General features: G+C 71.0%; 20 protein-coding genes and 4 pseudogenes. 9 read left to right on the top strand and 15 right to left on the bottom strand.

What is annotated here, in order from left to right; all coding sequences use genetic code 11:
• Window positions 1–19: 19 nt before the first annotated feature.
• Entirely contained in the window at window positions 20–442 is a 423-nt protein-coding gene (locus tag ABT245_RS27775; protein WP_351738262.1) for a hypothetical protein, read from the bottom strand.
• Between the two features lie 12 nt (window positions 443–454).
• Here ABT245_RS27775 and ABT245_RS27770 point away from each other — a divergent pair, with 12 nt between their 5' ends.
• On the top strand, window positions 455–592 hold the full coding sequence (locus tag ABT245_RS27770) for a hypothetical protein (RefSeq protein ID WP_351738259.1): 138 nt from the start codon (window positions 455–457) through the stop codon (window positions 590–592).
• Window positions 593–726: 134 nt separating this feature from the next.
• Here the strand turns inward: ABT245_RS27770 and ABT245_RS27765 are convergent, their stop codons facing one another.
• On the bottom strand, window positions 727–930 hold the full coding sequence (locus ABT245_RS27765) for a hypothetical protein (protein ID WP_351738422.1): 204 nt from the start codon (window positions 928–930) through the stop codon (window positions 727–729).
• Between the two features lie 112 nt (window positions 931–1,042).
• On the opposite strand from ABT245_RS27765, the gene ABT245_RS27760 reads away from it, so the two are divergent.
• Window positions 1,043–1,762 carry a hypothetical protein gene (locus ABT245_RS27760; RefSeq protein WP_351738419.1) on the top strand — a complete coding sequence of 240 codons (720 nt, stop codon included), beginning with the start codon at window positions 1,043–1,045 and terminating at the stop codon, window positions 1,760–1,762.
• Between the two features lie 290 nt (window positions 1,763–2,052).
• Here the strand turns inward: ABT245_RS27760 and ABT245_RS27755 are convergent.
• The 3 genes and pseudogenes from ABT245_RS27755 to ABT245_RS27745 all read right to left on the bottom strand — a co-directional run.
• A pseudogene (locus tag ABT245_RS27755) lies at window positions 2,053–2,187 on the bottom strand (hypothetical protein); the annotation flags it as partial.
• A gap of 219 nt (window positions 2,188–2,406) precedes the next feature.
• Window positions 2,407–2,745, bottom strand: coding sequence for an RNA polymerase sigma factor (locus ABT245_RS27750; protein ID WP_351738256.1), 339 nt, complete (start codon window positions 2,743–2,745; stop codon window positions 2,407–2,409).
• A gap of 281 nt (window positions 2,746–3,026) precedes the next feature.
• Window positions 3,027–3,640 (bottom strand): annotated as a pseudogene (locus tag ABT245_RS27745) (CshA/CshB family fibrillar adhesin-related protein).
• A 160-nt stretch (window positions 3,641–3,800) separates the two neighbouring features.
• Here ABT245_RS27745 and ABT245_RS27740 point away from each other — a divergent pair.
• Together ABT245_RS27740 and ABT245_RS27735 are read left to right on the top strand one after the other, a co-directional pair.
• Entirely contained in the window at window positions 3,801–4,001 is a 201-nt protein-coding gene (locus ABT245_RS27740) for a hypothetical protein (protein WP_351738253.1), read from the top strand.
• On the top strand, window positions 3,998–4,228 hold the full coding sequence (locus ABT245_RS27735) for a hypothetical protein (protein WP_351738250.1): 231 nt from the start codon (window positions 3,998–4,000) through the stop codon (window positions 4,226–4,228). Before ABT245_RS27740 ends, ABT245_RS27735 begins: the two co-directional genes overlap by 4 nt.
• 359 nt (window positions 4,229–4,587) lie before the next feature.
• On the opposite strand, the gene ABT245_RS27730 is transcribed toward ABT245_RS27735, so the two are convergent.
• On the bottom strand, window positions 4,588–4,851 hold the full coding sequence (locus ABT245_RS27730) for a hypothetical protein (RefSeq protein WP_351738247.1): 264 nt from the start codon (window positions 4,849–4,851) through the stop codon (window positions 4,588–4,590).
• Window positions 4,852–5,180: 329 nt separating this feature from the next.
• Window positions 5,181–6,350 carry a cytochrome P450 gene (locus ABT245_RS27725; RefSeq protein ID WP_351738244.1) on the bottom strand — a complete coding sequence of 390 codons (1,170 nt, stop codon included), beginning with the start codon at window positions 6,348–6,350 and terminating at the stop codon, window positions 5,181–5,183.
• Window positions 6,351–6,869: 519 nt separating this feature from the next.
• On the opposite strand from ABT245_RS27725, the gene ABT245_RS27720 reads away from it, so the two are divergent.
• A complete protein-coding gene (locus ABT245_RS27720) occupies window positions 6,870–7,991 on the top strand; it encodes a beta-ketoacyl-ACP synthase III (RefSeq protein WP_351738241.1) in 1,122 nt (373 codons plus the stop codon).
• Window positions 7,992–8,108: 117 nt separating this feature from the next.
• A complete protein-coding gene (locus ABT245_RS27715; protein ID WP_351738416.1) occupies window positions 8,109–8,483 on the top strand; it encodes a hypothetical protein in 375 nt (124 codons plus the stop codon).
• Here the strand turns inward: ABT245_RS27715 and ABT245_RS27710 are convergent.
• The 4 genes and pseudogenes from ABT245_RS27710 to ABT245_RS27695 form a co-directional block, all read right to left on the bottom strand.
• A complete protein-coding gene (locus ABT245_RS27710; RefSeq protein WP_351738238.1) occupies window positions 8,371–8,808 on the bottom strand; it encodes an SDR family NAD(P)-dependent oxidoreductase in 438 nt (145 codons plus the stop codon). The two genes, ABT245_RS27715 and ABT245_RS27710, sit on opposite strands and share 113 nt — an antisense overlap.
• 433 nt (window positions 8,809–9,241) lie before the next feature.
• Complete coding sequence (locus ABT245_RS27705; RefSeq protein WP_351738235.1) at window positions 9,242–10,642, bottom strand: NsdA family TPR-like regulatory protein; 1,401 nt, start codon at window positions 10,640–10,642, stop codon at window positions 9,242–9,244.
• A gap of 375 nt (window positions 10,643–11,017) precedes the next feature.
• Entirely contained in the window at window positions 11,018–11,503 is a 486-nt protein-coding gene (locus ABT245_RS27700; RefSeq protein WP_502982203.1) for an FCD domain-containing protein, read from the bottom strand.
• A 37-nt stretch (window positions 11,504–11,540) separates the two neighbouring features.
• Window positions 11,541–12,089, bottom strand: a pseudogene (locus tag ABT245_RS27695) (alpha/beta hydrolase); the annotation flags it as partial.
• Between the two features lie 47 nt (window positions 12,090–12,136).
• On the opposite strand from ABT245_RS27695, the pseudogene ABT245_RS27690 reads away from it, so the two are divergent.
• Window positions 12,137–12,793, top strand: a pseudogene (locus ABT245_RS27690) (LysR family substrate-binding domain-containing protein); the annotation flags it as partial.
• Between the two features lie 456 nt (window positions 12,794–13,249).
• Here the strand turns inward: ABT245_RS27690 and ABT245_RS27685 are convergent.
• From ABT245_RS27685 to ABT245_RS27675, 3 genes are all read right to left on the bottom strand, one after another.
• Complete coding sequence (locus ABT245_RS27685; RefSeq protein WP_351738232.1) at window positions 13,250–13,627, bottom strand: fic family toxin-antitoxin system, toxin component; 378 nt, start codon at window positions 13,625–13,627, stop codon at window positions 13,250–13,252.
• Complete coding sequence (locus ABT245_RS27680) at window positions 13,627–13,872, bottom strand: hypothetical protein (protein WP_351738230.1); 246 nt, start codon at window positions 13,870–13,872, stop codon at window positions 13,627–13,629. The genes ABT245_RS27685 and ABT245_RS27680 overlap by 1 nt, the downstream gene beginning before the upstream one ends.
• A 254-nt stretch (window positions 13,873–14,126) precedes the next feature.
• Window positions 14,127–15,233 carry a Dyp-type peroxidase gene (locus ABT245_RS27675; protein WP_351738227.1) on the bottom strand — a complete coding sequence of 369 codons (1,107 nt, stop codon included), beginning with the start codon at window positions 15,231–15,233 and terminating at the stop codon, window positions 14,127–14,129.
• 416 nt (window positions 15,234–15,649) lie between these two features.
• Between ABT245_RS27675 and ABT245_RS27670 the strand changes: the two genes are divergently transcribed.
• The gene (locus tag ABT245_RS27670) at window positions 15,650–16,714 is read left to right on the top strand and encodes a right-handed parallel beta-helix repeat-containing protein (protein ID WP_351738224.1); all 1,065 of its coding nucleotides are present in this window, start codon (window positions 15,650–15,652) and stop codon (window positions 16,712–16,714) included.
• A 314-nt stretch (window positions 16,715–17,028) separates the two neighbouring features.
• Here ABT245_RS27670 and ABT245_RS27665 read toward each other — a convergent pair whose 3' ends face one another.
• Window positions 17,029–17,853, bottom strand: coding sequence for a hypothetical protein (locus ABT245_RS27665; protein ID WP_351738221.1), 825 nt, complete (start codon window positions 17,851–17,853; stop codon window positions 17,029–17,031).
• A gap of 412 nt (window positions 17,854–18,265) precedes the next feature.
• Here ABT245_RS27665 and ABT245_RS27660 point away from each other — a divergent pair.
• Window positions 18,266–20,464: SdrD B-like domain-containing protein (locus tag ABT245_RS27660; protein WP_351738218.1), on the top strand; the 2,199-nt coding region annotated here is incomplete at its 3' end.

The following is a 20,464-nucleotide window of genomic DNA, read 5'->3' as shown; positions in this document are numbered from 1 at the left end:
GAGTCGGTGGACGAGCCGGTCACGCGGTCTTGCCTCGTGGGTCTCGGTTCCGGCAGGTCGGATCGTGCTCCGCGCCGGCGGTGGCCGCCCACGCGGTGCAGCACCAGCCGGCGAGGGCGACGGCCGCCGCGGCGGCACTGGCGTCGGCGGGGTGCCGACGGGCGTCGCGTCGGGCCCGTACGGCCTCGCGGCGCCGGGCGTCCGCGAGGTCACCCTCACGGATCACGGCGACGAGGACGAAGCAGGAGCCGGCGACGAACGCGGCGCATGCCCAGGGGGCGTGGTTGCGGGCGGACTGCGCGGCGCACCAGGCGAGCCACCCGAACAGCGCGCCGTACGCGGTGTGCAGGAGGCCGGACAGGCGGTTCACGGCTGTTCTGCTCCGTCCGCGGAACTCGACCGGCGTCTGCTGCGGTCGGCGGGTGTCGGGCGGGGCTGTCATGCGATTCCTCCGGTGTTCGAGGCGGGCGAGGACGACGAGGGCACCGGCCGCACCACGGAGCGGCACGGGCAGGCCGCGTCGATGACGGTGGCGATCACGCTGTCTCCTGGTGGTCGTGCGGCCGTGTGCGCCGCTCGGTCACCCACCTGAGACACGAGTCAGCCACTCATGACGCGGGCGAGCGGCGGTAGTCGGGGCGGTGACGCCTCATGGAGAGAAACGTCCCGGCCGCCGTGGTGTCACGGCGGCGGCCGGGGCGATCGCGATGTTCCCCTGGGGTTCGATCAGTTGGGGAAGTGGAAGCCGTACCACGCGAACACCGACAGGATCGCGGCCGGCCCGGAGAGGACGAGGGGCGGACAGCGGCAGTCGAGCCAGTTCCAGTGCCAGTGGCAGTCGTGCCGGTGCCAGTGGCAGTCGTCGGGTGGGCCGCCGGGCACCGATGCGGACGGGGCGGGGCTCGGTCCCTCGGCGGGATCGCCCGGCACGCCTGGTCTGCCGGAAGCGGGGTCGTCCGGCTCGGTGGACGTCCCGGGTGTCGGACTGCCCGTGGCCGTGGGGGACGCGGACGGCTCGGAACTCTCCGACGGGCTCGCCGACTTGGACCCGGTGGGGGTGTCGATGGGGGTGGGGGCGGGGGTGTCCGAAGCGATGGGGGTCGAGCTTTCCGACGGGCTCGGACTTCCCGACGGGCTCAAACTCACCGACGGAGCCGGGCTTTCCGACACGCTCGGGCTTTCCGACAGGGGCGGGTCTCCCGGCGTGGTCGGGCTTGACGACGAGTTCGGGCTTTCCGACGGGCTCGCACTCCCCGACGGGGTCGAGCTTTCCGACGGGCTCGGGCTTCCCGACGGGCTCGAACCCACCGAGGGGACCGGGCTTTCCGACACGCTCGGGCTTTCCGACGGGGTCGGGCTCCCCGACGGGCCCGGGCTTTCCGACAGGGGCGGGTCTCCCGGCGTGGTCGGGCTTGACGACGAGTTCGGGCTTTCCGACGGGCTCGAACTCCCCGACGGGCTCGGGCTTTCCCACGGGGTAGGTGTGCCTGACGGTTCTGCATCCGGTGACGCGGATGCCGACGCGACGGGGGCGGGTGCCCCAGCGGAGTGCGTGGGCGAGGGGCTGCGGCCCGCGCGCGGTTCCCCCGGTGCGCCGTCGGCCGGCACCGTGGCGGCGGACGCGTTGGGCACCGGACCCGCCGGGGGCCACCCGGTGGTGGAGTCCGTGCCGAAGACCGGATCAAGGGGCAGGGCGCCGGAAGACGCGGACGACATGGGCGGTGGCGCGGGCACCGGAGGCAGCCCGGCCGACGCGCTGTAGGGGCCCTCGTCGCCCGCCCGGTGAAGACCCGTCAGCGCGAGGGCGAGCGCGCCCGCGGCCACCACGACGCCGGCCGCAACCACCACGGCCGGCGTCCTGCCGCTCATCCCCTTGCCCCTGCGCCGCACACGGGGGCGAGGGGTGTGACCGGCGCCCTGCGCGGTGGCGGGCCCCTGGGCGTGCGCCGGCAGGGCGGACGCGACAGGGCCGAGGATCAGCGGGGCGACGAACGCCCGCATCGAGGACGAGACGTCGGCCAGTTCCAGGTAAAGACCCTTGCAGCGCTCGCAGTTCTCCAGGTGCTCCCGTACGAGGCCGGTCTCCGTCCTGCTGAGCCTGCCCCGGGTGTACGCGCCGAGCTTGGCGGTATGCCTGCGGCACGCCTTGTCGGACGCGGTGCTGATGTGGGCCTGGATATAGGCCATGCGCAGACCTTCACGCGCCCGATAGGCCAGCGCCGAGACGCTGTTGGGCCGCAGTCCGAGTACCGGCGCGACGGCCGCCGGTGTCTCGCCCTCCACTTCGGTGTGCCACAGCACCGTCTGCCAGCGCTCGGGCAGGGACCGGAACGCCCAGCTGACCGCCTCGCTGTCGAACGCCTCCGTCGCGTCGTCCCTGACGGGTTCGACCAGCGCGCTCGAATCTCATATGTCGGTGAGCACCGTTCGGCGCTGCTGTCGGGTGCTGCGGAAGGCGCTGTGCCGGATCGCCCGCAGGAGATAGCCGCGGAAGAACTCGGTGGGGCCCGATCCCTTGCGGATCGTGTCCAGAACGTTGGCGAAGCCCTCGGCGACCAGGTCGTCGACGTCCGCCTCGCGGGAGGAGTAGTGCTTGGCGCAGGCGACGGCGGCCTGGCGGTGGCGCGCGTAGAGCACTTCGTAGGCCGTGCTGTCTCCGGCGCGGGTTAAGGCGATGAGTTCGGCGTCGCCGGCTTCGGCGGAGTGCTGGTCGTCGGGGGGAGGGTGCGGGGTTGCGTCGCTCATGAATCCTCTGCTGCGGCAGTGCGGGCACTGCTTGTTTCAACCTTTGGTGACACTCGGTGAGCAATACCGTAAAAATTCGTAAGCCAATACGTCAACACGTGGTGATAAATGCCTCCATAGAACTAATGAGGCGGAAGCCCTGCATGCGCACCGCATTCAGGGCTTCCGCCTCACCACGAATTACTTTTCGCAAATTCGCGCACGGTGCCGGAGCCCCGTCGTCGGTGACGGGGCCAGGGACGGACGGGCTTTCTCGATGGAGAGCCCCGGCAGGGCGACGTTCAGCGTGTGGTCCTCGACCTCACCCGACGGGGTGAACCCGGTGGGCGACGCGACGCCCCTCTCGTCGTCGGCGATACGAAGCCGCAGGAACGTGTCGCCTCGGCGACGACCAGCCTCTGGAGCGGAACCGGGGCGCCGGTAAAACTCACCGAGCACGAGAACCGGAACGAGACGAATGCGCCGTGCTCGGTGTTCACAATTCCGGTAACCATCTGGTTGGCGTCGCCGGTCCCCCGGTGTTGTAGAGATCGTCCAGCGCGTCTCCGGAATACGGTCCCGATCGGTACGCCGACAGGGCGCCTGCAACATCGGAAATCGCGCCGGTGGTGGCGAGCGTCTGACCGGCCACGGTCCGGGTGTTCGTACAGGTCAGGCCGGCCGCGAGCCCGTGGCGCCCAGCAGGCCCGCCAGAAGCGTCGTGACGAGAGCCACCGCGACGCCGCAATTCGGCCCGACCGCCCGCACCGGTGGCCTTGCGCGGCCACCGCTTCCACGTCTGAGGAATCCCGGCCGCCCACCGTTCCACGGAGCCATTGCCTTGAAGATCCACGGAGCCATTCCCTTGGAGAAAGGGCCGGTCGACTACGCAGAACCCGTAACACGCCTCATTCATCGGGAAGCTGATCCCCCGTCGAGGCCCACCTCCGCCACCAGCCCCGAGAAACCGCGGACTGTCGGTGGATCACCCATGTACCGTGGGTAACATCTGGTTGCGGTCCGCCTCGGCGACGAGCACACACACCGCGTATGCCCGACCAACCGGAGGTGCGGCGATGGCCATCTGTACCGAAGCGCAGTACGACGAGGACACCGGCAGGCGCGGCCTGTGCTCCTGGTGCAGGCGGCTCGCCGACGGCATCCGGCTGATCCACGCCGTGGAGGCGGGCTCCGGCCCGTGCGCGGGCGGAGCCCTGTTCGCCTGTCGTCCGTGCCGTACGGCCCACCGGCTGCTCCCGCTCGCCGAGCGGCCATGACCGCGCGGCAAGAGCCGCCGCCCGTCGCCTCGCTGACCTACGCCCAGTACTCGGGGTGGGCCTGCTGCTGGTGCGGCAAGAGCCTGCTCAAGGTGACCGGTGCCGTGTCCGCCGGCGTGGCGCGCGGCCAGGACGGCGCCCATGTCCTCGACATCGAGGTCTACGCCTGCCCCGACTGCGCGCCCCCGGCGCTCGACGTCCCCCGGGACACTCCCGCCCCGTCCTGAACGGGCCCCGTCCGAGAACGGGACGGCGCCGCCTCCCGGGGACGGGGAGACGGCGCCGCTGTGTGCTTCCGCGGACGTCCTCGGACGTCAGACCAGCCAGCCGATGAAGTGGATGAGGCCGGCGAGGACGTCGGTGAGAAGGTTCATGTCGTACTGCTCCTAGCGGTGTAGCTGTCGTGTGGGACCTGTGCGTCAGCTACGGTCTGCAGCCCTTCGCTCGCACACCGTTAGTTTCGTTCCGTCGCGGCGGCCACGACCACCACATGGGTGACGATCACCTGTTCCAGGGAACAACTGCTCCCCTGTTCGGATCGCGAACCGGCCACCGCCCGGATCGCAGCGCGCGTCGGCTGTGCCGGTCAGGTCCGGGTGACGTTGCCGAGCGCCGTCTGGAAGTCGTTCTCCTCCGGGAGCGGCGGGGGCAGCCGGGTTGCGCCGACGGGGGTGACCGCGTCGAAGAGGAGGGCGATGAAGCGTGCGCGGGTGGAGTGCGTGGTGCCGGGCAGCGCGAAGCCGGCGATGCCGATGACGTCAAGGAACGGGTCTGCTCCGCCAAGGTCCGCCGCACGCCGCGCCAGCGGCCCACCACCGCGCATCCGCGGGCAACCGGCGTTGGGTATCACGTACGGTGCGGCACAAGCAGTCCGCCCTCGCAACCGCGTACGCCTTCGGCCCCGGCCACAACGAGCCCCTGATGGTCGTCGAACGGGCCCCTGATGGTCGTCGCCCGTGCCGCCACGGGCGACCGGCCTCTGGCACCCGCCGCCCTCGCGGCGACCGCCGCCGACGTGGAAGGCCGAGGTCAACGACTGATCCGAATCGGCCCGTTCCCGCCCGCGCAAGCCGCTCGCGCCGGAACGGCACCCGGTGTCCGGGCCGTTCGTTCTCATCGAGGCACGTCGGCGACGTGCAATGCTCTGCCCGCGGTCCCTTCGGCATCCGGCGGTGCCGGTCAGGGGGAGGTCACGGGGAAGCCGCTGCACAGGCGTTGGGTGGTGTAGGCGCGCCAGGTCGGCCGGCCCGCCAGGGTGAGGTCGGGCAGGCGGGTGGCCAGGGTGGTGAGGGCCGCGACGAGTTCCATGCGCGCCAGTTGGGCGCCGATGCACGTATGGATGCCCTTCCCGAAGGCGATGTGCGGTGCGCCGTTGCGCCGGGGATCGAAGGTGTCGGCGCGTGGGAAGACGGTCTCGTCGCGGTTCATGGCCGCGATCAGGAACCGGATCGGGGTGTGCCGCGGGAGCGTGACGCCGCCGATGGTCATCTCGCGCCGGGTGGTCAGGTTGATGGAGTTGATGACGTGCGGGCTGCGGTAGCGCAGTGCCTCCTCGATCCACGCGCTGGTGTGGTCGTGCAGGAGGGGAGCCGTCTCCGGGTTCTCGATGAGGGTGAGGACGGCCAGGTCGAGGGCGGCGAGAGCGGAGGTGTAGGACGCCGACCACAGCAGCCAGCACAGCAGAGCGATGTCGTCCGTGTGCAGTTCCCCGGACGCGTCGATCAGGCGGTCGAAGCCGGAGCCGGGTGTGAAACGCCGGCGGGCGACGGCCTCCTGCATATAGGTGAGCAGGGTACGGGAGGCGTCGTCGGCGTCCGCGACGGCGGCCGGGGTCGTCTTCGGGTAGATGGCCTGGAAGATGCGGGCCGGAAGGGACGCGAGCAGAACGAAGTCGTCGTCGGGTATGCCGAATACGAGGGCCGACGCGCGCTGGGTGAACGGCAGGGAGAACAGATGGTGCAGATCGGCCGAGCCGTCCACCGCGATGGCGGCGGCGAGTTGGTCGGCCAGTTGCTCCGCTTCCTTTCTGATCTGGGCGCCGCTCTCCACGAGGAACCCGCGGTCGAACGCCGCTGCTCCCGCGCGCCGCAGCTCCGTATGACGCGGCGGCACGGATTTGATGAGTGTCCGGTTGATGGTGCGCAACGCGTAGGAGTGGGCGTCGTCCTCCGCCGCGTCCCGGATGTCGGGGTCCTTCAGGAGCCCCGCGTGTTCGTAGCAGGAGACATAGGCGAAGCCGTCCGGGTTGAGGTAGACGGGGTGGTTGGCGCGCAGCCAGGCGTAGAAGGGGTGTGGATCGGCGAGATTCCGTGGCTGGGCGAGGGTGTCGAAGAGATCGAAGTCCGGCATGAACGGTCCTTAGCTCTCAGTGCGCGGTGCGCAACTCAGACGCGCCGCCCGCAACGCGACGGGGCCGGTGTCGAGGCATCCCCCACTGCACCACGCGACGACCGGTCGCAGCAGGGGCCCCGGGCGGGGATGCCGTGCACACCGTGCACGCTCGCGCGATTGTGAAGCGGTTCCGGCCGGACCGCCCCCGCGGCACCTTCACAGCAACCGCCCCCGCGGCACCTTCACAGGAACCCCCCCCAGGCGCCTTCACAGGGACCGCCCCCACGGCGCCTTCACAGGGAACACCCCAGGCCCCTTCGCAGGGCCCGCCCCCGCACCCTTCACAAGCGCACAGCCGCGCACGGTGTGCACACTCCGGCCCGCCCGGACCCCTGCTGCGACCTGGGGCCGGCGTGATGCATTGGGGTGCACACCCCCTGGGACGCACCTCTCGGCGGATGCCGGGCGGCACGTCATGAACCCCCGTTGGTCATGCCGGTGTTGTGCCGGCTGCGTCGAAGGCAGGATGTGGCCTGGATGTCTGTACGCGCAGTGATATGCGGGCTGGGAGCGTGCCTGCCGGAGCATGTGGTCACGAACACCGACCTGGCGGCCCGCCTGGACACCAGCGACGACTGGATCCACACGCGGACGGGCATCCGCCGGCGGCGGACGGTCGAGCCGGGCACGAGCACCGGCGACCTGGCGGTCTCCGCGGGACAGGCGGCCCTCGAATCGGGCGGCGGGGACGCCGACTTCGTGCTGCTGGCCACGACCACACCCGATCGTCCGTGTCCGGCGACGGCACCGGAGGTGGCCCATCGGCTGGGTCTGGACGAGGTGCCGGCGGTGGATGTGGCGGCGGTGTGCTCCGGATTCGTCTACGCCCTGGCGCTCGCCGAGGCCCTGGTGAGAGCCGGGACCTGTGAACGGCCCCTGGTGATCGGCGCGGAGGTGTACACCTCGATCATCGACCCGCAGGACCGCGACACCGCGGTGATCTTCGGTGACGGGGCGGGCGCCGCACTGCTGCGCCGCGGCCGTGGCGGCGAGCCGGGTGCCGTCCGAGCGGTGGACCTGGGCAGTGCCGGGGCGGGCAGTGATCTGATCACGGTGCCCGTGGGCGGCTCGCGATGCCCCGGACGAGGCGAGGAAGTGCCCCCCGAGCAACGGTACTTCAGGATGCGGGGGCGCGAGGTGTACCGGCAGGCGGTGCACCGTATGACCGTGTCCGCCCGCTCGGTGCTGGACCGGGCCGGCTGGCAGCCCGCGTCGGTGCGGGCCTTCGTCGGCCACCAGGCCAACCAGCGCATCCTGGACTCGGTCTCCGACCGTCTGGGAATCGCCACCCGCTACCGGTACGGGAACATCGCCGAAGTCGGCAACACCGCCGCGGCCTCCATCCCGCTGGCGTTGGCGGACACCGCGGCCGACGGCCGTGTCCGCCCCGGCGCACCCACGGTGCTCACGGCCTTCGGCGGCGGTCTCACCTGGGGGTCGGTCGCCGTCACCTGGCCCGATGTGGTGCCGGTGTATCTGCCGCCGAAGACGCCGACCAGCCGCCGCGGCCCCCAGCCGGCCGACCGCTCCGTACCGGCCCAACGGACGCCTCAGCCTTGGCTGCTGCCCGCCGGCATCGAACCGCCCCCGGCCCCATGAAACGGCGGGCCACGAGCCCTGACCTCCGGTCACGGCGCGCACCGCTGCCCGGACGCTCCCACCGATCCCCTCGACCGCCTTCCACCCCCATGACGGGACACCTCCGCCGGGCACACCGTGGAGGCTTACGCGGGCGGACACTTCGCGCTGACCGAACGCGCGGGCGACATCGCCCCGTTGCTCGTCCGGCACCTCCACGAGGGCCCGGCCCTGGGGCCCGCGGGGCCGCCGACCGGCCTGGTCCGGGACATCTACCTCGCCGGAGCGGACGGCAGCTCCTCCCGGCCGTCCACCGACCTCACGGCCCTCCAGGACGCGGCCCGCGCGGTCATGACGCCCACCGCGTACGGCTACGTCGCGGGCGACGCGGCCACCGGCATCACCCGGCGCGCCGACCGCGAGGTCTTCGACCGGTGGCGCAACGTGCCGCGGATGCCCAGCGGAATGCCCCGAGAACCTGCATCAGCTCGTCCAGCGCGGCCTGTCGGGTGATGCCGCCCTCGCTCATCCGGTGCACGGGAAGGTGCCCGGCGCCCTCGGTGCGGATGAAGCCGGGGGCGACCGAATCGACCCGGACCCCGGCAGGCGCAAGTTCCTTCGCGAACGCCCTGCGAGCATCCTTGCTGTAGGAGGCCAGGGCGCTCTTGGCCGCCGCGTACGCCGGGGTCGAGTCGTGCAGCGGCATGCGGCGCTGGATCGAGGTCACGTGCACGACGGCGCCCGACCCGCGGGCGACCGCCCCGGGGACCAGCGCCCGGTCCAGCCGGACCGCCGGGAGCAGGGCTGAGCGCAAGCTCCTCCTCCCACCCCTGGTCATCGAGGGCCGCGTACCCGCCGGACGGCGCGCGGGAGCCGCCCCGCCATGGTGCCGACCCGCGCCGCAGCGTCTCGGAGCCCGCAGGGCTCTCACGGGCAGTACCTGGGCGTCGTAGTCCGAAGGACGCAGCAAACTGGGACCATTGACCTACGCCAATCGGTTGAATGGTGTGAAAAGCCTGCTAAGAATTTCGTGAGACGTGGTCATAGACCACCTATGAACGACCCGTTAGATGACTTAGTCGCTGCCCTCTCTCGTGCCGCGTTGGCCGACCCCTCCGAAGCCGCCGGGCGCACTGTTCCGCAGGATTTCCGGTGGGGAGTCGAGGGGTACGGACAGCCAGGTAGCCCGGCGAGAACACCGCGAGGCGCATCGGAGTCCCCTCCGAGAGAAATCCTGAACGATCCCCCACCCCACCACAGGACGGGGGCCCCTAATTGACCGGCGGTGTTCCGGCCTCCAGTTCCCTCAGCCGCTGCAGCAGGGCGGCCGCCCGCCGCACCCGGGGAAACGCCGCGAGACGAGCGCGCAGCGTTTTCAACGCCAGGACGGCCCAATGGGAGCGCAGCAGAGGGTAGTCGTCGGCGAACGCGGCGGCGTGGGTGCATGCCTCCTCGACCCGGCCCAACTCCAGCAGGACCTCGGCGAACCGCGCGTGGGTGAGGGCTCGCACCCGGCGTTCGTGGGGCGCCCGTCGCTGCGCCGCATAGCTGAGGGCGGACAGCGCCGCCGCCGTTTCTCCCAGCAGGTAAAGAGTCTGGCCCCGCTGATAGGCGAATCCTGCCTTCGGGTAGGAGGCGAACGGCCCTGAATTGCCCGAGGTCCGCTCCAGGTTGCGTTCGGCGGCGGCCAGGTCTTTCAGGGCACCGCGGGAGTCCTGGGTGAGGGCGCGCGTATGGGCTCGCTGCGCGAGCAGAAAGGCCTGCAGATCCCCGTCGCAGGAGAGTCCCGCGGCGTCGACGGCGGCCTCGGCGAGTTCGGCCGCGTACCGCCGGGCCCCGAGCTGGGTGGCCTGCACGCTCATCGCCCGCAACGCGATGGCCCGGCCCCGGCGGTCTCCCGCCTCGGTCGCGATCTGCACAGCCAGCAGGTAGTAGCGCTGCGCGAGCCCGTGGTGCCCGGCGTCGACGGTCATGTTGCCCAGCACATGGGTGAGTTGAGCGAGCACCGTCATCATCTCGGCCCGCAGTTCGGACGGCGCGGCCGAGGTCAGCATCCGGCCCACGTCGTCGGCCACGTACGCGGCCGGTACGGCGCGGGCGTGACCGCCGCCGAACTGGGCGGCGTACGAGGCGAATGAGGCGACCATGGCACGCAGGAGTTCCACGTCGGCGGTGGTGGTCCACGGTCCCTGCCGGGGCACCCTCAGGGCCGTTTCCGCGCGTTGGCCCGGGACGGGCGTCGGGGAGGCGGCATCACGGCCGGTGTCCACCAGGAACTGCCGGTAAAGGAGGGAGAGCAGGCGGGCCCTGCGGCTGGGATCGGCATCGATCCTGCCGAGGGCCACCAGCCGGTGCGCGGCGCTCTCCCGCTTCGACGCCGTGACAGCGTGAACGTCCTGTTCCTGTGGATCGGCCCCCGGGAGGAGGCCCGTGTCGACCGCGCGGACCAGTCGCCCGACGCGGTGGGTCAGCGCCTCGGCGACCAGTTCGGGAACGGGGGCCTTGGGGCGGGATCCGGCAAGCCAATGGGCCACGGCGGTGCGGTCGTAGTGAATATCCAGACCTTCGGCGCGGCCTACACGGTGGATGGCTCGCACCAGGTCGGCAGCACCCCAGTCGGCCTCGGCCAACAGAGCCGCGAGCAGTGCGTTGCGCTGATGGCGACGGGCCACCAAGGCCTCCTTGTCCTGTGGGGGCATCGCGTATCTGCTCTGTCGGATGTCGCCTAGCATGCGGGACGGAATGGCCCGTCTGCCAGACATGTTTGAGACATTCCCGCCCAGATGTAAAGGGCAGCGGCGCGGGGCGTGCTTCACTCAAGGCAACCACTGGCCGTCTGGCGTGGCCGCGCTGGCCGGTGAATGTGTGGGGCGACCAGGGGCGTCGCCGCGGACGCAGACCCGCACCGTACGTACACCACGGCCGGCGTCCTCGGGTGACGCTGACGACGACGATGGCACCCGCCTGCCGGGCCACACGCGTACCCAGCCGCCGCGCCACGCTCCGCCGCGCCCGCCGGTGCCGCCGACATCAGCGGCGCTCAACGGTCAGTGGGGGCGGCCCGGTCGCGCCCGGGGTGTCAGTCCCCCGCGTGCGGGGCGCCGTCCTCCCCGGTGGCCCACACCCCGCGCACATGCCCGATGTGTCTGCGCATCAGTTCCTCGGCCTCGTCCGCCCGGCGGGCGGTGACCAGGTCGAGCAGTTCGGCGTGCTCCTGCGCGGTGGCCGCGGTCGGCGAGTCTGGGTATGCCGTACAGGCGCGAGCGGATGCGCAGGTTGTGCACGGTGAGGACGAGGTTCTCGTTGTCCGCGTAGGAGAGCAGTTTGAGGTGGAACCGCAGATCGGCCACGTGGTGGGCGATGAAGTCCTTCTCCCGTGCGCTGCGGACCAGTTCCTCGGCCAGCGCACGCAACTCGGCGATTTCGGCGGGGTCGTCGATGCCCTTGAGCGCGATGCGGCGCACGGTGGGCACCTCGATCAGCTGCCGTAACTCGTTGAGTTCGTCGAGTTCGCGCTCGGTCAACTGGACCATGCGGAACCCTTGTTGGGGACGGCTTCCACCAGGCCCAGACGCGTGCGTCGACGCAGGCGCTGCCGAACACCCCGAACACGGCGTGCTGGTCGGCACCGCGCAGGGTGACCAGCCGGGAGCCGGGCCACCTCCGGTGCTGGGCGGCGGCGCCCTCGTAGATGGTGCGGGGATCCCCGGTGGCGTTGACGAGCAGCGCCGGGAAGCTGTCCTTCCTGACGGTGGTCGGGCGCTCGCGCGGCGGGTCCCAGAAGGCGCAGGGGCCGATGTTCTGTGTGACGGAACCCAGGAGCCGGTCCGGGGCGCTGCGGATGTCGCGCCAGTACACCTCCGGGTCCCGCGGCGCTGGCTTGTCGCCGCACACGATCGCCGCCTGCACACTTCCGTAGGCCGACTCCGAGCCGGTGAGCAGGAATTCCAGCATGTCGGCGAAGGCCGGATCGGGGACGACACGCCGGCCCTGGGCGGCCCGGCTCATATCGCGCACGGCCCGCGCGAAGTCCCCGTACGCCTCGTCGTTGTCCTGCGAGAGACCGTTGATGAGGATGAACGGCACGGTGTGGTCGTCCAGTTGGTAGGTGCCCAGTCGCGGTCGGCGCCGCCGTCCGAAGCGCCCGGCGTGCCGGCGACCTTCAGGCCCATCTGCGGCTCGTGCTCAAGCCGGGCGGCGACGCCGGGCTGCTGTCCGCGCTCCTGGCCGAGTACGCCCACCAGCCCGACGCCCGCCGAGTGGACATCCTGTTCAGCGGTCCCGCCGACCGCTCCGACTTCCTGCGCGACGGTCGCGCCGATGTCGGCCTGCTCTACGCGCCGTTCGACGATCTCGACGGCCTGGCCCACGAGACGCTGCACACCGAGGACCGTGTGGTCATCGTCCCGTCCGGGCACCGGCTGGCCGGGCACACCTCGGTGCGCATGTCCGACCTCGAGGGGGAGACCCTGCCGTGCTGGAAAGGGGTCCCCGGGGACGACGGCACCGGTCCCGAGGTCGCCGACGTGGTCCAGATGCTCCATATGATCGCGGTGAGCCGGATGATCGCGGTGCTGCCCCGCTCACTGGTCGAAGCGGTCCCGGCCGGACTGGTCTGTGTCCCGGTGACCGACGCACCGCCCAGCCGCCTCGTGCTCGCCTGGAACGAGCATGACCGACGGCCGCTGGTCCTGTCGTTCGTGGCCGCCGCGCTCACCTCACGCCGCCCCGAAAACCGGTCGGACCTCGGCGCACCCGAACCACCGACCGGCTCCCAGGACACACACCCGGCGCCACACTCCACAGCAGGCTCGGCCCCCTGAGACCCGGCCAGTGCGACACCGACGCCCGCCCGGGCAGCGGTCCGGTCCTGGTTCCGGCCTGACGAAGACATACAAGCCGACGACCGGAACACCGGAGAGTCCACGGAGTGCCACCGTGAGGCTGCCCGGCGGAGGCGCAGGCGTACTCCCCGACCCACCCCCACGGCGGAAGCGTGCAGGCTCGCTCCCGAGACCGCCGCAGGTCGGCCGAAGGGTGGGCGGGCAAGCGGGCAAGCGGCGTCCGGCCGACTGCCCGCCGTGCTCACATGCCACGCCGGTCCTCCCGTCGTCCGGACCCGGAGCCTACGGCAGGCGAGGAAGCCGGAGTTGAGCCGTCGGCGGCCGATCCGCGTCCGCGGAACGAGGCCGTGACCACGCCGTCGCTCCCGGCCCCCCGGACGGGGTGATCGGGAGACCGGTCCGTCCGGGCGGAGCAGCACGGCGGCCCTGCTTCTGTCAGGCGCTGCGCGGCCAGCCGCGGAGGAGTTCCGCGATGCGCGCCGCGGTGCAGGAGGGGTCGCGCAGCAGGTCGCGCAGGGCGATGGCGTCCTGGTGGCCGGGCTTGACCGGAATGCCGGACGCCTCCAGGTACATCACACCGGTGGCCGCAGCGACGGCCAGGTTGGACCGCTCCAGCCAGCGGCACCGGCCGAGCACATGGACCAGGGCAGCGGCACGGGCATACGGGCCGTCGTAAACGGGCTGCTCAAGCAGCTCGGCCCGATGGCATGCCACCGCGGCGACCGGAATGCCGTAGTCCTCGGGCGCGGGGTCCGCCGCGCCCGCGAGTTCGGCGACCTGAAGGATCCAGGGGACGTCGATGTGCAGTTCCATTACGCGGCGTGGGCCCCGCTGGGCTTGGCCTGGCGGTCCGCTTGCTCGGCCTCGTCGAAGACGCTCTGGTACTCGTCGAGGAAGGTACGGGCGGCGTCCAGGCCCCGCCTACGCAGCCCGGCGACGTCCTCGCGGACCAGCTCGGCGATGTAGTCGCCGATGCTCAGACCACGCTCCTTCGCCCGGATCGCGGCGAGTTCCTTGACCGAATCGTCGACGCGGGCACCCCACTGAGTCTTCGACATGGCGACATGGTAGCAAGTGTTACCAGCGAGCCGGAAGGGCGCTCTTCCACCAGGGGTCACGGCTCGCCCCAGACCACCGCTCCCTGCTGATCCGGGCCGTTGTCCAGGGCGGGCGTGGTGAGCGGCAGGCGCCGGTCACTGCGGAGACACCGGCCACGGACACCAGCACGGCACGACCGTCGGGGCGGGGGTGGTCCCCGGCGCGCTTCACGGTCACGGTCGCACGGTGCGGGGCCGCGGCACCCGGGCGGGGCCTATCGGCCGAGCGAGGACGCCGGGTCACCGGCGGGCAGCACATAGCCGACGGCGGAGGCCCGGTGGTCGATAAACGTGTTCATCGTGTCGGAGAGATCGAGGCGTTCCTGCACACGGGCGAACAGCGCGGGATCACGCATGTACGCGAGGAAGAGCAGACCGCGGTCGTCGGACCCGTTGTCGTACGAGTAGCCGCGGCGCAGCATGCGGGCCCCGCCGTCGAGCCGGGAATGCGCGAGGCGCACATGGGCGTCGGCGGGGATGACGTAACGGCCCTGCGCCGTCTTGGCGTAGAGGTCCGCCGGATCGTGCTCGCGGCGTGCGCCGAGCGGCGCTCCGCTGGCGCGGTGGCGTCCGATGACCGCTTCCTGACCGTCACGCGGCAGCGCTTCGAAGGCGGAGACGTCCATGTGGATGCGCCGGTAGACCAGATATGTGCTGCCGTCGTCATTCCAGACCCACTGTTCCGTCTCGGCCGCGGACGGGTTTTCCGTACCGTCCTTGAAGCCGAACAGGTTGCGGGGTGTCTCGCCCCGGGCGTGATCGGGTAAGAACCCCCGCTCATGCCAGCGGGGTACCAGCGTCCGGGCGGCCGTCGTGGTGAGCCGGCGGGACAACGCGCGCAGCGCCTCGGCATCGTCGCCGCACAGTTGCACCAGGACGTCGCCGCCGCCTCGGCCGGGGTCGAGCCGGTCGCGCGGAAAGGCGGGGATGTCGCGCAGCCGGACGGGCGCCGCGAGACCGAGCTTGCGGTAGAGGGCGGGGCCGAACGCCACGGTCCGGGTGGCGCCGTCGGGCAGCGCAAGCGCCGTCCAGCGGTCCAGGAGCCTGCGCAGGGCTGTGGTGCCGTCCGGTCCGCGCAGGCCGGCCACCAGATCGTGGGCGGCGACGACGGCGTGCCGGGGCTGGGGGTCGCTGACACCGCGCTGCCGTAACCGGGTCGCGCGCGTACCGGAGGTTGTTCTCGAAGCGTGGTCCTCGGTGCTCTCCGCCGTCGGCCGGCGGGTTTCCGCCGCACAGCCGGCGGTGAGGAAGGCGACGGCCGTGGTGGTGGCCAGGACGGAGCGGCGGGTCGGCGGACGAGGATCGGAGGGCGTGCTGATCACCGTTGCTCCAGGGTTGGTCACACGAAACATGCGGGTGTGCCGGCAGCGCGCTGTCTCCTCGGACGGATGAGGGCAGGGAGAGGCGATGGTCTGCTGCGGCGGCGTGCCTGACGCTACACCTGGGCCTCATGCGATTCTTCGTCACGAAACGCCGTGTCCCGGTTGCGGGCAGGACCTCGCCGGGCCGGACGGCTGTGTTCCTCGCCCTGCTGATCGCCCTGCTGGGACAGACGGCATGCGGTCAGCCCGCATCGGACAACCGGCCTGCGAGCGGTGGTCCGTCGGCGGTCTTACGGGTTCCGGGCCAGTTCTCGTCCATCCAGAAGGCAGTGGATTCCGCCCGATCGGGTGACATGGTGTTGGTCTCTCCGGGTGTTTACCGCGAGAGTGTCACCATCCGCACACCTCGGATCGTTTTGCGCGGGACCGACCGCTCCGCGGTGGTGGTGGACGGCGAGTTCAAACGCACCAACGGCATCACGGTCACCGGTGCGGCGTCGGTCGTGGAGAACCTGACCGTACGCAACAACCTCGCCAACGGACTGCTGTTCACCGGCGTCACCGACAAGGCACTGCAGGGAGCGGGGGCCGGCGGCGCCGGATACGACCCCCTGGACACCGTCAAGTTCCCGCCGCTGCGCGGGTTTCGGGCCTCGTATGTGACGGCGCACAACAACGCCCTCTACGGCATCTACGCCTTTGACGCCCGAGACGGTGTGATCGAGCACTCCTACGGTTCCGGGCAGTCGGACTCGGGCATCTACGTCGGCCAGTGCAAGCCGTGCAACACGGTCGTGCGCGACAACCTGACCGAGCACAACGCGGTGGGTATGGAAGTCACCAACGCGTCGAAGGACCTGTACTTCCTCGGCAACACCGTCCGCCGCAACCGAGTGGGCATCACGGTGCTCTCGAACAACCTGGAGGCGCTGGGCCCCCAGCAGCATGCCGTGTTCGCCGGGAACACGATCAGCGACAACAACGACGACCGCAGCCCGGAACAGGCCGACGGCGGCTTCGGCATCGGGATCGGCATCGGCGGCGGCACGCACAACCTCTTCGAGCGCAACCGGGTCGAGGGCAATCGCGGCGGCGCCTTCATCCTGCGGGACGAGCAGGGATATCCGGCCCTCGGCAATCGGATCGAGGGCAACGCCGTGGGCGCGGAACAGGTGGGCCTCGTCGTGCTGTCGGCACGCAGCGGGGGCAACTGCTACGCCGACAACGGCCGCGCCCCCACCAGTCCGCAGCCGCTGCCCCGCACCCTGGCCGCCTGCCCGGGCAAGGACTCCGCGCTGGCCGGGGCCGGCCGGCCGCAGACACTCGGGTCGGTTCCGGCCGGGGTGTCCTTCCGTGACGTCCCGGCGCCGCCGGCCCAGCCCGGCATGCCGAACGCGACCGGTGCGCCGGCCCGTCCCGCGCTGCGGCTGCCGGGCAAGACCGACCCCGCGGCCTACCGTCTGCCGGAACCGCGCCGCTGATCCTGCCCGAACAGGGTCCCTGGGAAGGGTCCGGCTTCCCTGGCTCCGCGCAGGGGCCGGACCCCTTCCCGGGTCACTTGCCGGATCACTTGCCGGGGCACTTCCCGGCCAACCTCCTCCCAGGGGACTCCCCGAGACCCATCCCGGCCGCCTTCCCAGGGCACTCCCCGAGACACATCCCGGACCCCCTCCCAGGGCACTCCCCGAGACACATCCCGGACCCCTTCCCGGGGCATTCCCGGGACGCATCCCGGACCCCTTCCCGGGGCATTCCCGGGACGCATCCCGAACCCCTTCCCGGGGCATTTCCCGGGTCACTTGCCGCGGGGCGGTTCCCCCCAGGGCTCCGTGGGCACCTTGACCCGGGCCTCGTGACCGGTGAAGTCCACCGTGACCGGCCGCTCGACGCCACCGCTCCTGATCTCCAGGCGGCCGAGTTCCCCGTGCTCGTCGATCCAGTACGTCAGCGGGGACGTGCCGGTGGGCCGGGGGCTCGGTGTGGCCGGGCCGCCGGAGCGGGACCCGGCCGCACCGCGCTCCTGCGGTTTCGGCCGTGGCCCGGAGATACGTGTGTACGACTTCCCGCGCAGCGTGCTCTCCCCCAGGTGCCGCGGCCCGGACTGGGCCAGCAGCTGGGGGTTGTCCGGCCGGTCCGCGCCCAGGGCCATCGCCACCCGCAGCGCGACGTCCAGGGGGTATCCGGCGTAGGCGCGGGGTGACCAGCGCCCGTGCGGAACCTTGGCGGCGGCCCGCATGATCGCCGCCGTCTTCGACGAGGGCGATGTCCCCTTCGCGTCCGTGGCCACGGCCAGACCGCTGTTGTCCCAGGCGATCAGGCCCTTCTGCTGCCTGGGCCCGGGCTCCCCGGCGGCGTACGTCCCCACGGCGCGGTGCGTGCGGTAGTCGATCAGGCCGCGTACCTCGTAGGAGTCCCCGCCGTCGTCGATCTTCAGGGTGACGCGGTGCGGACCGTTCTCATAGGCGTAGAACCGCGCCATGGCCAGCCTCTCGGCCTCCGACGACGTGATCGCCCGCGGCCCGTCTCCTTCGCCGCCGTGGCCGTCGGCCCATGCCAGGGCGCAGCAGGACAGTCCGACGGCGAACACCACGGCCAGGACACGCGCGCGTGGCCGGCGCATCAGCCGTCCTAACGCAGGACGGGTACCGAACGGATTACGCATGGATCACCTCTCACAGAAGAACGGGCAGAAAGAGCCGCCGAATCCAATGCGGCCGTGAGCTGTCTATCGCAGATACGCCGCCTCTGATCAAGAACACCGCGCCGGTGGAGCGGCGGGTTTGCCGTCGAGACCGGGACCCGGCATGGCGGACTGTTTTCCGAAACCGCCATGCGGTGCGCCGATACTGACGGGAAATGTCAGCATCCCCCACTCATGGCGCATCTTCCCTACACCGTCTCAGTGTTCTTTGGGCGTTGCGTTGACGCGTGTGTCCTGATCCGTACAAAGACTTATCGGGAAATGTTCTCAGCCAATAGAGAGGGCTGGAATGGAGTTACAGCAGCGCCGGCGGTGGGCCGGCGGAATGTCCTTGGCCTTGGCTTCGGCGTTATCCGCATCGCTCGCGGTCACCGGGGTCGTCTCCGCGGTGTTCCCGGCGGCGGCGGACTCCGGGGACGGTGACGCGACCGTCCGGGTCGTGCGTGAGGTGAACGCGAACGGCAAGTGGGACCAGGCGCTCGAGCCGGGTATGTCCGGGGTCACGGTGGTGCTGACCGATGACGAGGGGCGGTCGGTCACCGGGACCACACAGGCGGACGGCACGGTGAAGCTGACCCCGGGCAACAGCCTGGGCGGCGGCAAGTACCGGATCGAGGTGAAGAACCCCGACGAGGGTGTGCTCTTCCCCGGGTTCGCCTCGGCGCGGAGCAATCTGATCGATCCGACGGTGCTGTCGTCCGACGTGGAGTTCGTGGACCTGTCCGGCGGCAAGAACGTGGAGATCACCACCTCGTTCTGGTCCCCGGAGGACTACTGCCAGAAGAACGCCACCCTGGTCGCCGCCTGTGAGAACCCGAGCATTCCGCCGCCGGACCCGACGCCGTCCACCCGGCGCACCCTGACGCAGCTCCCGTTCAACGCCCGCGGCGTCCAGATGCCGTCCGACGCTCCGCCCAACGCTGACCAGTCGAAGGCGCTGGCCACGGAGGCCGACACCGGCACGGTGTGGGGCCTGGGCTACAACAAGGTGAACAAGAACATCTTCTCCGCCGCCTACGCCAAGCGGGGCTCGGACTACGGTCCGGGCGGCCCCGGCGCGATCTACGTGACCCAGCCCAACGGGCAGACCCGGGTGTGGGCCACGGTCCCCAACGCCGGCACCACCCCGCACCAGCCGAACGTCAACATGGACCTGGCGTTCAACCCGGTGGTGGGCAAGCAGTCCCTGGGCGACCTCGATGTCAGTTCGGACGGCAAGGACCTGTACGTCATCAACCTCAACGACCGCAGGCTCTACCGCTACGACGCCACACAGGCCACTGCCGCCGCACCCAAGGCCTCCTACGCCATCCCCAACCCGGGCTGCTCCGCGCCGGGTGACTGGCGCCCCCGCGGTCTGGGCATCCAGGACGGCAAGGTCTACGTCGGCGGCGTCTGCACGGCCGAGTCCACCGGCAACCGGGCCGACCTGCGCGCCGTCGTCCGGCAATTCGACCCGACCACGGGCCAGTTCACCAGCACCGTCATGGACCAGGCGCTGAGCGACTACCGGCGCGGCGGTTACGACGGTATCCCCTGCGTCGGCAACACCTGGTACGCGTGGTCCAGCGGCCGGCCCGCGAACCAGGTCGACTTCGACGGCGTCAACCATGCCTGCGGCACCGGTGCCATCCAGAACCCGGAGCCCGAGTTCGACGACATCGCCTTCGAGACCAACGGCGACATGGTCCTCGCACTCGGTGACCGCTTCCCCGACCGCGCCGGCTGGGCCCTGCCCGGCTTCCCCGGCTTCCCCGAAACCACCGCGCTCAACGGCGGTGACCTCAACCGGGCCTGCCGCGGTGGCAACCACATGTTCGTCCTGGACGCCCACGGCGGCTGTGCCAATCACGCCACGGCGGCCACCAACGGCGGCTACCAGGACCCGAAGGTCCAGGAGTTCTACCCCGGTGAGTGGGGGGCCTTCGGCAACCACCAGGAGGTCAGCCAGGGAGGCCTGGCCCTGTCCAAGGTGGAGACGGTCATGCCCTTCACCGCCATGGACCCCCTCTCCACCCCGAACAACTGGTGGACGGGCCACGGGCTGATCTGGGTCGACCGCCAAACGGGCACCCGGCTCGGAGACCCCGACGGCAACAAGATCGACAACGGCGGCGCCTACCTGAACAACCAGTTCGGCAAGGCCCGCGGCATCGGCGACCTCGAAGTCCTATGCGACGAGGCACCGTTGCAGATCGGCAACCGGGTCTGGAAGGACACCGACCAGGACGGCATCCAGGACCCCGGTGAGCCGGGCCTGGCCGGTGCCACGGTGAACCTGTACGACGCGGCCGGCAAGAAGATCGGTACGGCGGTCACCAACGAGCGGGGCGAGTACTACTTCGACTCCACCGTGACCAGGAACGTCAGGCCGGAGGACTTCCCGTACGGCAAGACGTACACCATCAAGATGGACAACCCGGACGACTACCAGGCCGGCGGCGTCCTGGACGGCTGGAAGCCCACCCGGCCCAACCAGGGCGACAACGACCAGACCGACTCCAGCGGTGAGACGTCCGGCAACCCCTTC

This window comes from Streptomyces sp. NPDC001508, assembly GCF_040298665.1.
Classification (GTDB): Bacteria; Actinomycetota; Actinomycetes; order Streptomycetales; family Streptomycetaceae; genus Streptomyces.
This window is presented reverse-complemented; position numbering and strand designations above follow the sequence as displayed.

Bases quoted from the DNA above. Each gene is read 5' to 3' on its own strand.
- ABT245_RS27775 (WP_351738262.1), bottom strand. From the start codon at position 442: ATGACAGCCCCGCCCGACACCCGCCGACCGCAGCAGACGCCGGTCGAG.
- ABT245_RS27750 (WP_351738256.1), bottom strand. From the start codon at position 2,745: ATGAGCGACGCAACCCCGCACCCTCCCCCCGACGACCAGCACTCCGCC.
- ABT245_RS27740 (WP_351738253.1), top strand. From the start codon at position 3,801: ATGGCCATCTGTACCGAAGCGCAGTACGACGAGGACACCGGCAGGCGC.
- ABT245_RS27735 (WP_351738250.1), top strand. From the start codon at position 3,998: ATGACCGCGCGGCAAGAGCCGCCGCCCGTCGCCTCGCTGACCTACGCC.
- ABT245_RS27725 (WP_351738244.1), bottom strand. From the start codon at position 6,350: ATGCCGGACTTCGATCTCTTCGACACCCTCGCCCAGCCACGGAATCTC.
- ABT245_RS27720 (WP_351738241.1), top strand. From the start codon at position 6,870: ATGTCTGTACGCGCAGTGATATGCGGGCTGGGAGCGTGCCTGCCGGAG.
- ABT245_RS27710 (WP_351738238.1), bottom strand. From the start codon at position 8,808: ATGACCAGGGGTGGGAGGAGGAGCTTGCGCTCAGCCCTGCTCCCGGCG.
- ABT245_RS27700 (WP_502982203.1), bottom strand. From the start codon at position 11,503: ATGGTCCAGTTGACCGAGCGCGAACTCGACGAACTCAACGAGTTACGG.
- ABT245_RS27685 (WP_351738232.1), bottom strand. From the start codon at position 13,627: ATGGAACTGCACATCGACGTCCCCTGGATCCTTCAGGTCGCCGAACTC.
- ABT245_RS27680 (WP_351738230.1), bottom strand. From the start codon at position 13,872: ATGTCGAAGACTCAGTGGGGTGCCCGCGTCGACGATTCGGTCAAGGAA.
- ABT245_RS27665 (WP_351738221.1), bottom strand. From the start codon at position 17,853: ATGCGCCGGCCACGCGCGCGTGTCCTGGCCGTGGTGTTCGCCGTCGGA.